The organism is Enterobacter sp. Li2LvB3, from assembly GCF_056156645.1.
Map to the genome: position 1 here is coordinate 51,979 of NZ_JBSICG010000007.1, position 14,350 is coordinate 66,328.

Here is a 14,350-nt window from a genome sequence, read left to right on the forward strand (position 1 = left end):
TCGCAATCAGCGACAAAAACCACCGTTTACGATAAAGTAATGCCTTGTTAATCGTTTAGCGAGAGCACGATGTACGCACAGTATGACGGTTTGATCTTCGATATGGATGGCACCATCCTGGATACCGAACCCACACACCGCAAAGCCTGGACTGAAGTCCTGGGCCGATACGGGATGCGTTTCGACTTGCAGTCTATGGTTGCCCTCAATGGTTCCCCCACCTGGCGCATTGCCGAGGCGGTGATTGAACTGAATCAGGCCGATCTCGACCCGCACCAGCTCGCGCGCGAAAAAACAGATGCAGTAAAAGCCATGCTTTTAGACACGGTTCGTCCTTTGCCATTAATTGATGTGGTGAAAGAGTGGCATGGGCGTCGTCCTATGTCGGTCGGGACGGGCAGTGAAAGTGCAATCGCAGAGGCGCTGCTGAGCCATCTTGGCTTGCGTCACTATTTTTCTGCTGTGGTTGCCGCCGATCATGTTAAAAACCACAAACCCGCACCGGACACCTTTCTACTGTGTGCAGAGCTAATGGGTGTGCCTGCGGCTAAATGCGTGGTTTTTGAAGATGCAGATTTTGGTCTGCAAGCCGCACGCGATGCGGGCATGGATGCAGTGGATGTCCGTCTTCTGTGAGTGACGTGCTGTCACTTTCGTCACTATTCGCCAGCAGTTTTTTAAGCGCCACACTTCTACCGGGTAATTCCGAGGTTGTGCTGGTCGCCATGCTGTTATCGGGAGTGAGTCAGCCGTGGTTGCTGGTATTAATAGCAACAATGGGTAATAGCCTTGGAGGGCTGACTAACGTTATTCTTGGGCGTTTCTTTCCGCTGCGTGAAAAATCGCGCTGGCAGGAAAAGGCAGTTGGCTGGCTAAAACGCTATGGCGCTGCCACGCTGTTATTAAGCTGGATGCCTGTAATAGGTGATTTGCTGTGCCTGCTGGCGGGATGGATGCGCATCTCCTGGGGGCCGGTGCTCTTTTTTTTGTGCCTTGGCAAGGCGTTACGCTATGTTCTCGTGGCATGGGTAACACTACAGGGTATGACGTGGTGGCACTAATTGGTGGAATGAATACGCGACCTTCAATCGTCAACCATTACAATTATGCTGAGTAACATTACTTTGACAGGCGGGAGGTCAATTTGATCCCGGACGTATCACAGGCGCTGGCCTGGCTGGAAAACCACCCTCAGGCTCTGAAGGGTATTCAGCGTGGTCTTGAGCGAGAAACGCTGCGCGTAAACGCAGATGGCAGCTTAGCGACAACGGGCCACCCTCAGGTGTTGGGCTCGGCGCTGACACATAAATGGATCACAACTGATTTCGCCGAAGCGCTGCTGGAATTTATTACTCCAGTAGATGACGATATCGATCATATGCTGAAGCTGTTGCGTGACGTTCATCGTTATACCGCCCGTAACCTGGGTGATGAGCGTATGTGGCCGCTCAGTATGCCGTGCTATATCGAGCAGGGGCAGGAGATTGAGCTTGCTCAGTACGGCACCTCAAATATTGGCCGTCTGAAAACGCTGTATCGTGAAGGGCTGAAAAACCGCTACGGTGCGCTGATGCAGACCATCTCCGGCGTACACTACAATTTCTCTCTGCCGATGGCTTTCTGGCAGGCAAAGTGTGGTGAAACGGATAAAGAAGCGATTTCAGCGGGTTATTTCCGCCTGATCCGCAACTATTACCGTTTTGGCTGGGTCATTCCTTATCTGTTCGGTGCTTCGCCGGCTATTTGCTCGTCGTTCCTGCAAGGGAAGCCGACCACATTGCCGTTCGAGAAGACCGAATGCGGTATGTACTACTTACCGTACGCAACGTCCCTGCGCCTGAGCGATCTTGGCTATACCAATAAATCGCAAAGCAATCTCGGTATTACGTTTAACGAATTGCATGAATATGTGGCAGGATTGAAGCGGGCGATCAAAACGCCGTCCGAAGAGTACGAAAAAATCGGCCTCGAAAAAGACGGTAAACGCCTGCAAATCAACAGTAATGTTCTACAGATTGAGAACGAACTGTATGCGCCAATTCGTCCTAAGCGCGTGACGCGAAGCGGTGAAACGCCGTCTGATGCATTGCAGCGTGGCGGGATCGAATACATCGAAGTGCGTTCACTGGACATCAACCCGTTCTCGCCAATTGGCGTGGATGAGCAGCAGGTTCGCTTCCTCGATCTGTTTATGGTCTGGTGCGTGCTGGCGGATGCGCCGGAAATGAGTTCTGACGAACTGCTTTGTACCCGTACTAACTGGAATCGCGTGATTCTGGAAGGGCGCAAGCCGGGTCTGACGCTGGGTATCGGCTGTGAAACGGCGCAATTCCCGCTGGCTAAAGTGGGTAAAGATCTGTTCCGCGACCTGAAGCGCGTCGCGCAGACGATGGATAGCGTTTACGGCGGTGATGAGTATCTGAAAGTGTGCGATCAGCTGGTTGAAAGCTTTGATAACCCAGAACTGACGTTCTCTGCGCGTATTCTGCGTTCTATGATTGATCAGGGTATTGGTGGTACAGGGCGCGCGCTGGGCGCAGAATACCGTGAAATGTTGCGGCAGGAACCGTTAGAGATCCTGAGCGAAGCGGAATTTGTTGCTGAGCGGGAAGCATCACTGGTGCGTCAGAAAGAGGTGGAAGCGGCAGATACTGAGTCGTTTGATGCATTTCTGGCGAAGAACGCCTGACACAAAAGAAAAAGGCCACATCGCTGTGGCCAAAATATACATCTCTGAATTCAGGGATGATGATAACAAATGCGCGTCTTTCATATACTCAGACGCGCATTCTGTAGAAGAGTTCAGTTTATTTTAAAAAAAATCACTATCGGAGGTGACGTATGCCGTTATTAGATAGCTTTACTGTCGACCATACCCGTATGGAAGCACCTGCTGTACGTGTGGCGAAGACCATGCATACCCCGCACGGCGACACGATCACCGTATTCGATCTGCGCTTCTGCGTGCCAAACAAAGAAGTGATGCCTGAGAAAGGTATTCACACTCTGGAGCACCTGTTTGCTGGTTTTATGCGTGATCACCTGAATGGCAACGGTGTTGAGATTATCGACATCTCCCCAATGGGTTGCCGTACCGGTTTCTACATGAGCCTGATTGGTGTGCCGGAAGAAACCCGCGTTGCAGATGCGTGGAAAGCGGCAATGCAGGACGTGCTGAAAGTTAAAGAGCAGAACCAGATCCCTGAGCTGAACGTCTACCAGTGTGGCACCTACCAGATGCACTCTCTGGAAGAAGCACAAGAGATCGCGCGTCATATTATCGAACGTGATGTTCGCGTAAACAGCAACGAAGAGCTGGCCCTGCCGAAAGACAAATTGCAGGAACTGCACATCTAGTGCACCTTTTCCCTCTCCCTGTGGGAGAGGGTAGGGTGAGGGTTATTTGCCCCCATGACCACCACCACAACCTTCTCTTTTACCCATCGTCCACTTGTTCCCTTTGCGCATGACTATGTTCATGGCGCCAGCGAGCCGTGGCATCAGCACGACTGCGCCCAGCTGTTGCACAGCCTGAGTGGTGTGGTGAGGGTAGATACCGCATCGGGTTGTTGGGTCGTACCTCCCGGGCGTGGCGTCTGGCTACCGGCCGGCACACCGCACGCGATTCGCATTACGGGCAATGTCGCGGCGCGAACGCTGTTTATCGATCCGCTGGCGCGAGCCGATCTCCCTGCGTCGTGTCAGATCGTGCAGATCTCTGCGCTATTACGTGAACTGATCCTCACCTCCCTTACGCTTCCCGAATCCTACGCGCCCGGCAGCCGGGATGAGCGGGTATATGAACTGATCCTGGATGAAATTCGCATTATGCCGGTGCTGCCGTTTCACCTGCCGGAGCCGGAAAGTGAAGCTTTACGCAACCTGTGCCAGAAAATCCGGCAAACGCCGGGAGAAAGCTGGAGCAGCAGCCAGGCTGCGAGCATTCTGGGGATGAGCGAGCGCACCCTTAACCGCCATTTCCAGCAGCAGACCGGGTTAAGCTATAGCGAATGGGTGAGAAGGGCGCGTCTCATGGAGGCGTTGCTGCGTCTGGCACAAGGCCAGCCGGTGTTGCGCGTTGCGCTGGACCTGGGATACGGCAGCCACAGCGCATTTACGGCGATGTTTCGCCGGGTGATGGGGATATCACCCAGCGATTATTTCAGGAACGACTAACCCACAGCATTGAACAGCGCCTGAATGGATGCGCGCGCCACGTCACTGTCTATCCCTACGCCCCAGCGGCTGCTGCCGTCCTGGAACAGGCAGCGGATATACGCCACCGAGCGGCTATCGCTGCGTTCACCCAACGAATGCTCGTGGTAATCCTTAATCACAAACGGGGTGTTAAGCCAGCGGCTGAGCCCATTGGCGGCCGCCGACAACTGACCATTTCCTTGTCCCTCCAGCTGACGTGTCCCACCGCCGGTGGCAACCGTGGCGGTTAAGCGTAACAGCCCATCATGCTGGCTTTCACTGCGATAGGTTTGCAGCGTGAAACGTGGAGTAGCAACCAGCCCGTAACGGCTGCGGAAAAGCTGCCACAGCGCGTTTTGCGTCATCTCTTTCCCGTGGTTGTCCGTTTCTTGCTGAACGTGCTGGCTAAAATCCTGCTGCAGCGCGCGGGGCAGTTTCAGGCCGTGATTCTGTTCGATAAGCCACGCGCTGCCGCTTTTACCCGACTGACTGTTCACGCGGATAACCGCTTCATAAGTACAGCCGATGTCCTGCGGATCGACAGGCAGGTAGGGCATCTCCCAGCGCTCGTCAGGTTTACGGGCATCAAACCCTTTCTTGATGGCATCCTGATGTGAACCGGAAAACGCGGTATAGGCCAGACGGCCCGCCCACGGATGCCGTGGATGTACTGGCAGCTGGTTACAGTTCTCCACCACTTCAACCACGCGATTCATGTCGCTGAAGTCCAGATTGGGGCTAACACCCTGGCTGTAGAGGTTCATTGCCAGCGTGACCAGGCAGACATTTCCCGTGCGTTCGCCATTGCCAAACAGGCAGCCTTCCACGCGGTCGGCACCTGCCATCACCGCCAGTTCCGCACTGGCGACACCGGTACCGCGATCGTTGTGCGGGTGAACGCTGATGCAAACGTCGCTGCGTCGGCTAAAGTGACGGCAGAAATACTCAATCTGGTCGGCATACACGTTTGGGGTGCTGACTTCGACGGTAGCCGGTAAGTTGATAACCATCGGGCGTTCGGCGCAGGGCTGCCAGATCTCCGCTACGGCTTCACAAATTTCCAGTGCAAATTCCGGCTCGGTAAAGCAGAAGGTTTCCGGGGAGTATTCGTACTGCCAGCGGGTTTCAGGGTTTTCTTCACACAGCTTACGGATAAGGCGCGTGGAGCGTGTTGCCAGCTCAACGATTTGCGCTTTTTCCATGCCAAACACCAGGCGGCGGAACAGCGGGGCGGTGGCGTTATAAAGATGCACCGTAGCCTGACGCGCGCCTTTCAGGGATTCGAAGGTGCGAAAGATCAAGTCTTCCCGCGCCTGGGTTAATACCTGAATGGTGACATCATCCGGGATGCGGTTTTCGTCAATCAGCTGGCGGACAAAGTTAAAGTCGGTCTGCGAGGCCGACGGGAAGGCCACTTCAATCTCTTTAAATCCACAGCTCAGCAGCAGATCCCAGAATTGCAGCTTACGTGCGCTGTCCATTGGCTCGGCAAGCGCCTGGTTGCCGTCACGTAAATCGGTGGAAAGCCAGCGTGGGGCATGGGTGATACGTTGCTCCGGCCAGCGACGGTCGGGAAGGGAAATAGCGGGATAGGGTCGGTATTTGTCGGCGGGTGTATTCAGCATGATGCGCTCCTGTTGTCTTTTCACTATCGTGAATCGATTTCAGGAGCGCTGCTTTATCGGAACTGACAATCGCTGTCGCGTTTTGGACAACCGTGAAAGTTGCCCGGTGGCGCTGCGCTTACCGGGCCTACGGGTTTTGTAGGCCGGGTAAGGCGTAGCCGCCACCCGGCGACCAGCGCGCAGGGTTAGTGCGCCCCACCGCCGCCGCTACCGGCACCAAACGGTGGTTTGGCAAACCACACCAGCCCCAGCAGAACAATAAAGATCCCCGCCGATATCCAGAAAATCTCGTTTGCCGAGATTATCAGACCCTGGTTGGTTATCTGCTGGGCTATCCAGCCGGAAGCCTGCTGCTCCGTCATCCCCATGCCCTCAAGTTGGCTATACATCTGTTGAGCATTAGGGTTGAACGGGTTCACCGCTTCGGTCAATTGCGCATGGTGCATCGATTCACGGTTAGTCCACAGCGTCGTGGTGATCGACGTCCCGATGGAGCCTGCCAGCGTACGGGTAAAGTTCGACAGGCTCGATGCCGCCGCCATACGCTCAGGCGGTAAGCCGGAAAGCGTGATGGTGGTCAGTGGCATAAAGAAGCATGCTACCGCAAAGCCCTGAATAAACTGCGGCCACGCAGAAGCGCCAAAGTCCATTCCCGGTTCGAACGTATACGCACGCCAGTAGAAGCATACGGCGTACATGATAAAGCTGAATGTCACCAGCCTGCGCATGTCGAGCTTGTGGGCGAAACGGCCGATAATCGGCGACAGCAGGACCGGAATCAACCCAACTGGCGCAGAGGCCAGACCCGCCCAGGTGGCGGTGTAGCCATATACCTCCTGCAACAACTGCGGCAGCAGAACAATGGCACCGAAGTAGAGCATGTAGGCAAGGCTAATACACAGACAGCCTATGGTGAAGTTTCGCGACTTAAACAGCGACAGGTCGACTATCGGGTTATCGTCGGTCAACTCCCAGACAATCAGGAAGCTTAGCGATACCACCGCAACAACCGTCAGGATGATTATCTCCCGGGAGTTGAACCAGTCCAGCTCTTTCCCCTGGTCGAGCATAACCTGAAGACTACCGATACCGAGGATCAATAACGCCAGGCCTACACTGTCAATACGCCGCTGTTCGGTTCGCGTTTCTCTGCCACGTAGCGACTGCAACGTCATCATGACCACGATGGCGCCAATCGGTACGTTGATAAAGAAGATCCAGCCCCAGTGATAGTTATCGCTGATATAGCCGCCCAGGATAGGGCCGCAAATCGGCGCGACGATCACCGTCATCGACCACAGCGCCAGCGCGATTGAGCGTTTGGCAGGTGGGTAGTTGTTCAGCAGTAAACTCTGCGACAGCGGAATCAACGGCCCGGCCACAATACCCTGAATGACGCGGAAGAAAATCAGCATCGTCAGGCTGGTGGACATGCCACACGCCCAGGATGCGATGACGAAGGCGATGGTAGACCAGAGGAACAGCTTCACCTCACCAACACGCTTTGCCAGCCAGCCGGTAATGGGGATCGAGATGGCGTTTGCCACCCCGAATGAGGTAATAACCCACGTCCCCTGGCTCAGTGACGAGCCCAGGTTCCCGGCAATCGTCGGAATTGCCACGTTCGCGATGGTGGAGTCCAGCACCTGCATGAATGTCGCCAGTGACAGCGCAATGGTCATAATGACCAGTTGTGCGCCTTCCAGCGGTTTTTGCGGTTGTTGCCGTTGCATAGCGCTCACCTCGGATTAACCGGCGTTTGCTTTCACGATGTCATCGATCAGCTTGTTGACCGGATCGAGGCTAATTTCACGGGCGTTACTTTCATAAGCCGGACTGCTTCGCACCTGGCTTGCCAGGATCTGACCTTCGCGGTTTTCGGTATCAACCGTTACCAGCGTAGACAGGCCGATACGCAGCGGATGGTCTGCCAGCTGTTTAGGATCCAGCTCGATACGTACAGGTAAGCGCTGAACCACTTTGATCCAGTTGCCGGTGGCGTTCTGCGCAGGCAGCAGGGAAAATGCGCTACCCGTACCCATATCAAGACCGACCACTTTACCGGTGTACTTCACGTCGTCACCGTAGATGTCGCTGATGACGGTCGCCGTCTGGCCAATACGCATATGCGCAAGCTGCGTCTCTTTGAAGTTAGCATCCACCCACAGATTGTTAGCCGGTACTACCGCCATCAGCGGAGTGGTTGGGCTAATCTGCGCGCCAGGCTGTACGGAACGACGCGAGACATAGCCGGTCATCGGACTGACAATCTTCGTACGTTCCAGCGCAAGCCAGGCGTTACGCACTTCGGTCGCGGCCTGTTTTACCGCCGGCTGGTTTTCCAGGTTAGTCCCCAGAACCATCGCCTGATTGGCGTTGTACTGCTGAATAGCAACATCCAGCTGCGCCTGGGCGCTGGCAACGGCATCGCGGGCGTGTTGCAGCTCTTCACGACCAATCAGGTTGGCAGTACCGAGAGGTACACGACGATTCAGGTCGCTTTGTGCCTGCGCCAGTGCAGTTTTCTGCACATCGATGCTGGCCTGGAGTTGCTTACTGTTGATCATCAACTGGCGGGTTTGACGGACGCTGGATGCCAGCTCTGTCTGCGCTTTTTCAAATGCCTGTTGGGCATCGGTCGGGTCAAGCGTGACCAGCACATCCCCTTGTTGCACAAAGTCGGTATTGTCAGCCCAGACTTTCGTCACGCTGCCCGACACCTGCGCCATAATTTGTACCTGGTTTCCTGCCACGTATGCATCGTCTGTTTCTTCAGCATGACGCAATACTAAAAACCAATAGATCCCATATGCCACAGCAATAATGATAAAGAGCAAGGTCAGCAGAAGAAGGGCGCTCTTACGTTTGCCTTTCTTGTTGGCCGGTTGCTGCGGGGTTGTGTTCTCCGCATTTGCGCTCATTGTTGTTCTCCACGATCTTTTTATTTTCACATCGGCTGAGCCGACCTGTTGTCAGAAAGGCCAGCAGTGTTACGTGCTGGCCTGTCAGTTTTCTTTTTTAAATCTGGATGTTCGAGCGTGTCGTCGCGTTAGCGCAGCGCCTCAAGGATGGCACCGTCTTCATCCATCTGATCCAGACGGGTGAGCAGTTTGCGAGTGATGTGCTCAAGCTGATCGCGCTCGGCAGTACTAAGGACAGACCAGAGTTGATGCAGACAATTGTGCTGAGGTGGCAGCACCTCACGCAGGAATTCGTGACCTTTGTCGGTCAGTTGCAGATGCAGACAACGGCGGTCGTTGTCGCTTTCACGGCGCTCAATCCAGCCGCGTTTTTCCAGCTCATCAGCGATACGGGTGGCATTAGTACGGGACGAACCCAGCGCGCAACTCAGCTCAGACGGCTGAATGCTGTGGTTTTCCTGAGACTCCAGCGTAATCAACGCCATAAATAACGTCTCGTTAATCCCCTGAGCTTTCAGCATCTTATTACGGTTATCCAGCAGTTTCCCCTGCATGTGCATACACAGGCGGGTCAGCAGAATTTCCTGATACGGAAACTCCTCATGACGACTGGCGCGGAATTTAAGCATTTGTTCAATGGGCGTAAACGAACTATCCATTTGGGCATAACCTCATTAATTACAGCCGATATAGTAACGATAGTGACAAATAATGTAAATGAATTATTTGTGCGGTTATATCCGCCAAGCGAATGTCACCATCAGAAAGCGCCGGGTAAATCCATGACCCGGTGAGCACAAAAAAGGGTGGGCGTGTGCCCCAGGAAGACGGGATGTGAGAACCGGGAAAAGCCAACAGGTATGAGCTATTCATGCTGCTTGTTAATATGTCACCCACATTAAAATTTCTGGGATATATGATTACGCTAACCTTAACAGACATAGGGACGCCTTAACACCCTAAGACGTCCCAATGCAATGTAAAGCTTAAGAAATTGCCTCCTGGCGATGGAATCCGCGCCACCAGACCAGCAGATTGAGTGCTGCAACAATTGCCCCGATGCTGCAAACACCCGCCCAGCCAGCGTGTTGCCATGCCGAAGCTGAAATTAATGAACCTGCCGCACCGCCGATGAAATAGCTGGTCATGTAACCTGCGGTAAGGCGGTTACGCGCATCCGGCTTGACGCGATAAATCACGGTCTGGTTAGTGATATGCACGCCCTGCACGGTGAGGTCGAGCACCAGGATACCGACTATCAGCGCCAGCACGGAAGAGTGCCCAAGCCAGATAGCCCCCCAGGAGAGCAGCAGCAAAATCAGCCCGGAGGTTGTCGTCAGGTGAGATTTGCCTTTATCCGCCATGCCGCCAGCCGGACGCGCACCCAGCGCACCGGCTGCGCCCGCCAGACCAAACAGACCAATTACCCCTTCGGAATAGTTAAAGGGCGGCGAGGCCAGCAGGAAGGCCATAGATGTCCACAGAATGCTGAAGTTGGCAAAGGTGAAACAACCAAGAAGTGCGCGCGTTCGTAGCAGTTTATCTTGTGTGAAAAGCGCAAATACGGAGCCAAGCAACTGCGGGTAGTTCAGGTGGTTTTCCTGCTTCACTTTCGGCAGTCCGCGCCACAGCGCGAGCGCCATGATAACCATCAACACGCTGGCCACCCAGTAAACGGTACGCCAGCCTCCAAGGCTTGCCAGTAGCCCGGCCACGGTACGCGCCAGCAAAATCCCAAGCAGCAGGCCGCTCATAATGGTGCCCACCACTTTGCCGCGTTTTTCCGGCGAGGCGAGCGTTGCCGCCAGCGGCACCAGGATCTGCGCCACAACGGAGAACAGCCCGGTCAGGGCAGTGCCGACAATCATCATGGTTAACGACTGGCTACTGGCGGTGATCAGCATCCCGCCCGCGGCGAGTAACGTCATGGAGACAATCAGCATCCGGCGTTCAAACATATCGCCCAGTGGCACCAGGAACAGCAGGCCTGCGGCATAGCCAAGCTGGGCCGCTGTCACAATAAAACCTGCGGAGCTGGCAGAAAGGCTGAAAGCGCGGGCGATGGTGTCGAGCAGAGGCTGCGCGTAGTAGTTACTGGCGACGGCAAGGCCGGTCGCCATGGACATTAACAGGATCAGTGCCGGGCTAAGCCCTTGTGGATTTTTTGTCATCAGGTTCTAGGATCGTAAGTTAAGTGATTATTTTTCCAGAAACCATGATAACCAATGATTGTGAATGTTGGGGGATTGTTATGTGTGGGTTTGTGCGGTTAACCCCCTCTGCCCAAAGGGGAGAGGGGTAGGGTGAGGAGAAAGGTTGTTACTTCTGCGCCTCAAGCGCTTCTTTCACCCAGCCATCAAACTGCTGCTGGTGGGCTTTGATCCAGCCATCAACGTGGCCGTTGATGTCCGCTTCAGAGGATTTACCTTCGTGCATCATGGCGTTCTGCGCGTTGATGTCCGCCAGCGGTAGTTTCATCACTGAGAACAGCTTCGCGGCCGCCGGGTTTTTCTCAGCCCAGGCTTTGTTAGCCACAATATGCATGGTGTTCACCGGGAAGCCATAGTTCATACCGTTTGGCAGTTTGGTGTCGATATCTTTCTGTTCACCTGGCAGAGAAGAGAACGGAACCTGCAACCACACCACATCTTTACCCGGCTTCAGCACGTCGCTGACCCAGTACGGTGTCCAGGTGTAATAGATAACCGGTTTGCCTTCTTTAAAGCGGGCAATGGTGTCGGCCATCATCGCGGAGTAGTTACCGTGGCTCACGTCGACGGTTTTGGCCAGGTCGAACGCTTTGTTCTGGTGGTTAATGACCGCTTCGCAACCCCAGCCCGGTGAACAGCCCATCATGTCGGCTTTGCCGTCACCATTGGTATCGAACAGTTTGGCAATCTTCGGATCTTTAAGCTGCTCAATGTTGGTGATGTGGTACTGGTCAGCGGTTTTTTTGTCGATCAGATAACCCTGTGCCGCACCGGTCACGAAGGTGCCTTCACGGTAGAATTTCTTATCACCGCCCGCTGCTGCATACATATCGTCGTGCAGCGGCTGCCAGTTTACGGCGGTAAAGGTGGCATCACCGGAGGCAATAGAGGTATAGCCCACGTTGTAATCCACTTCACTTGGCGTCTTGACCGTATAACCCAGTTTTTCCAGCGCACGGCTGACAATCAGGGTCTGGAAGGTCTCTTCCGAAATGGTGCTCTGAATCGGTTGCACGGTAATGCCTTTGCCAGGCAGGTCAGCCGCATATGTGCTGGTGGAGACAAGGGTGGCAAACGCTGTGGCAAAAAGTACGCTATGTCGCATCGTTGTTCCTTATTTTACGAATGGGCGGGTGATTAACCCGACAGGGCCGGTGGTGTACCAGCGACGGTTGCCGCGACTGCGTGAATCGCGACCGACAGCCTGGGTCAGGCGGTCAAGAATAATAGCGAGGATCACAATGCCCACGCCGCCTACGGTGGCAAGCCCCATATCGAGGCGGCCAATACCGCGCAGTACCATCTGGCCAAGACCGCCAACGGCGATCATCGAGGCGATAACCACCATAGAGAGCGCCAGCATCAGCGTCTGGTTGACGCCCGCCATAATGGTTGGCATCGCCAGCGGGAGCTGAACTTTAAACAACATCTGACGCGGGCTGGCACCGAACGAGCGTGACGCCTCAATAAGATCCGCTGGCACCTGGTTGATCCCAAGTATCGTCAGACGAACAATCGGCGGCAGGGCAAAAATAATGGTGACCACCACGCCCGGCACATTCCCGATCCCGAACAGCATCACGATAGGCACCAGGTAGACAAACGCCGGGGTGGTTTGCATCGCATCCAGCAACGGACGGATTATCTTCGCTGCCCGCGGGCTACGCGCCAGCCATATCCCCAGCGGTAACCCAATCACCACGCAGAAGAGCAGGGCGGTCAGCACCAGCGCCAGGGTGATCATAGCCTGTGACCATGCGCCAATGGCACCGATGGCAATCAGGGAGACCAGCGTGGCGATCCCCATGCCCGCGCTACCAAACTGCCAGGCAATCAGGGCAAATATCACGATGGCGACAGGTGCCGGCATTCCCAACAGCAACTGCTGGAAACCGTTCAGAATGTAATCCACCGGGACGCGGATCCCCTGGAACACCGGGCGGAAGTGAGTCACCACCCAATCAATCCCTTCCGTTACCCAGCTATCCAGCGGGATCAGCGTCTTGTGGAACGGGTCCATAATATTGAAGTGTTCTGGCGCCGGTGCAGGCGCGCTGCTGAGCCAGTCTGCCGAACCGCCATTAGCTGGCGCAGGCGTTGATGAGCCCCAGGCATCGGCAGATTGCGCTGCGCTGTCTGCGGCTTCTGTGGTTCCCCATGGATTGGATTGATCAGCCATTGTTTGCTCCCTCGCGATCTAAAGCCTGAAGCAACATCCCTTTGGAGATGATGCCGACATACTGTTGTTCTTCCCCAATCACCGGAACGGCGCAGGGTGCCTGACCGACATGGGAGAGCAACTCGCTGAGCGGCGTTTCGGCGTCGACCGCAAGCGGGGACGCGATAAGCGCCGCATCGAGTCCCTGATTTTCGCCAAGCGCTTTTTTCAGGGAGTCGATGGAGACAATGCCTACAAATTTATTACCACGTTCAATCACATAGCCAAATTCACGGTCTTCATCCTGTAAGACCTTCAGTGCCGAACGCGGGCCGAAACCTGGGGTTTTGCGAATAATGCCGTTTGGCGCTCTGCGGGCAATATCTTTTGCGCTAAATACCTGGCTAATATCCACGCCACGGAAGAAGGTGCGCACATAATCGTTGGCCGGGTTATTGAGGATCTCATCCGGTGTTCCCACCTGTACCACTTCGCCGTTTTGCATAATGGCAATACGGTCGCCAATACGCATCGCTTCATCAAGGTCATGGGAAATAAATACGATCGTACGCTGGTGTTTAGCTTGCAGTTTTACCAGTTCATCCTGCATCTCAGTACGAATTAAAGGATCGAGCGCGGAGAAGGCTTCATCCATTAATAATATATCGGGATTTATCGCTAATGCGCGGGCTAATCCGACGCGTTGCCGCATACCGCCCGATAGTTCATCAGGATAAGCATGAGCATAATTTTCCAGCCCAACCTGGCGTAATGCATCCAGCGCTTTTTCCTGCCGTTCCTGGGCCGGAATTCCTGCTAATTCCATGCCGAATGCGGTATTATCTGACACCGTCATATGTGGCATTAAAGCGAATGACTGAAACACCATCGCAATCTTTTTTCTGCGCACCTCGCGGAGCTCAGCATCTGATATTTTGGCAATATCCTCACCATCAATCAGTACCTGCCCGCGGGTGGGTTCAATCAGGCGATTGAGAAGGCGAACCATAGTGGATTTACCCGAACCGGATAACCCCATGATGACGAAAATCTCGCCTTCTTCAATGGCCAGACTGGCGTCTTTAACGCCAAGCGATAGCCCTGTTTTTTCCAGAATTTGCTCTTTTGAAAGTCCTTTTTCAATATATTTGAATGCACGCTGTGGATGCTCGCCAAATACTTTATAGAGATTTTTAACTTCTAATTTAATTGCCATGCAATAGAGTATTTCCTGTTATT

Annotated in this window: 13 protein-coding genes; 5 read left to right on the forward strand and 8 right to left on the reverse strand. The window is 54.4% G+C overall.

Translation table 11 applies throughout. The features are described 5' to 3' along the window. The first annotated feature begins 69 nt into the window (after positions 1-69). The 5 genes from yqaB (at position 70) to ACS603_RS07835 (ending at position 4,176) form a co-directional block, all read left to right on the forward strand. Positions 70-636: a fructose-1-phosphate/6-phosphogluconate phosphatase gene (yqaB, locus tag ACS603_RS07815; protein WP_014071487.1), complete on the forward strand. Its 567-nt coding sequence runs from the start codon at positions 70-72 to the stop codon at positions 634-636. After that, positions 633-1,061, forward strand: coding sequence for a YqaA family protein (locus ACS603_RS07820; protein WP_474944060.1), 429 nt, complete (start codon positions 633-635; stop codon positions 1,059-1,061). Before yqaB ends, ACS603_RS07820 begins: the two co-directional genes overlap by 4 nt. A gap of 83 nt (positions 1,062-1,144) precedes the next feature. Next, complete coding sequence (gene gshA, locus ACS603_RS07825; RefSeq protein ID WP_474944061.1) at positions 1,145-2,689, forward strand: glutamate--cysteine ligase; 1,545 nt, start codon at positions 1,145-1,147, stop codon at positions 2,687-2,689. Positions 2,690-2,841: 152 nt separating this feature from the next. Further along, positions 2,842-3,357, forward strand: coding sequence for an S-ribosylhomocysteine lyase (luxS, locus tag ACS603_RS07830; protein WP_014071484.1), 516 nt, complete (start codon positions 2,842-2,844; stop codon positions 3,355-3,357). Positions 3,358-3,411: 54 nt separating this feature from the next. Beyond that, the gene (locus ACS603_RS07835) at positions 3,412-4,176 is read left to right on the forward strand and encodes an AraC family transcriptional regulator (RefSeq protein WP_182062190.1); all 765 of its coding nucleotides are present in this window, start codon (positions 3,412-3,414) and stop codon (positions 4,174-4,176) included. On the opposite strand, the gene leuA is transcribed toward ACS603_RS07835, so the two are convergent. From leuA to proV, 8 genes are all read right to left on the reverse strand, one after another. Continuing rightward, the gene (gene leuA, locus ACS603_RS07840; protein ID WP_474944062.1) at positions 4,173-5,822 is read right to left on the reverse strand and encodes a 2-isopropylmalate synthase; all 1,650 of its coding nucleotides are present in this window, start codon (positions 5,820-5,822) and stop codon (positions 4,173-4,175) included. The two genes, ACS603_RS07835 and leuA, sit on opposite strands and share 4 nt — an antisense overlap. Before the next feature lie 185 nt (positions 5,823-6,007). Then, entirely contained in the window at positions 6,008-7,555 is a 1,548-nt protein-coding gene (gene emrB / locus ACS603_RS07845; protein WP_182062188.1) for a multidrug efflux MFS transporter permease subunit EmrB, read from the reverse strand. A 15-nt stretch (positions 7,556-7,570) separates the two neighbouring features. Then, positions 7,571-8,743, reverse strand: a complete 1,173-nt coding sequence (gene emrA / locus ACS603_RS07850; protein ID WP_182062187.1) for a multidrug efflux MFS transporter periplasmic adaptor subunit EmrA — start codon at positions 8,741-8,743, stop codon at positions 7,571-7,573. A 128-nt stretch (positions 8,744-8,871) separates the two neighbouring features. Beyond that, a complete protein-coding gene (mprA, locus tag ACS603_RS07855; protein ID WP_182062186.1) occupies positions 8,872-9,402 on the reverse strand; it encodes a transcriptional repressor MprA in 531 nt (176 codons plus the stop codon). 327 nt (positions 9,403-9,729) lie between these two features. Beyond that, positions 9,730-10,914 carry an MFS transporter gene (locus tag ACS603_RS07860; protein WP_315686573.1) on the reverse strand — a complete coding sequence of 395 codons (1,185 nt, stop codon included), beginning with the start codon at positions 10,912-10,914 and terminating at the stop codon, positions 9,730-9,732. A gap of 148 nt (positions 10,915-11,062) precedes the next feature. Further along, positions 11,063-12,058, reverse strand: coding sequence for a glycine betaine/L-proline ABC transporter substrate-binding protein ProX (gene proX / locus ACS603_RS07865; RefSeq protein WP_182062184.1), 996 nt, complete (start codon positions 12,056-12,058; stop codon positions 11,063-11,065). 9 nt (positions 12,059-12,067) lie between these two features. Further along, positions 12,068-13,132: a glycine betaine/L-proline ABC transporter permease ProW gene (proW, locus tag ACS603_RS07870; protein WP_182062183.1), complete on the reverse strand. Its 1,065-nt coding sequence runs from the start codon at positions 13,130-13,132 to the stop codon at positions 12,068-12,070. Continuing rightward, positions 13,125-14,327, reverse strand: a complete 1,203-nt coding sequence (gene proV / locus ACS603_RS07875) for a glycine betaine/L-proline ABC transporter ATP-binding protein ProV (RefSeq protein WP_315686570.1) — start codon at positions 14,325-14,327, stop codon at positions 13,125-13,127. Before proV ends, proW begins: the two co-directional genes overlap by 8 nt. Positions 14,328-14,350 lie beyond the last annotated feature (23 nt).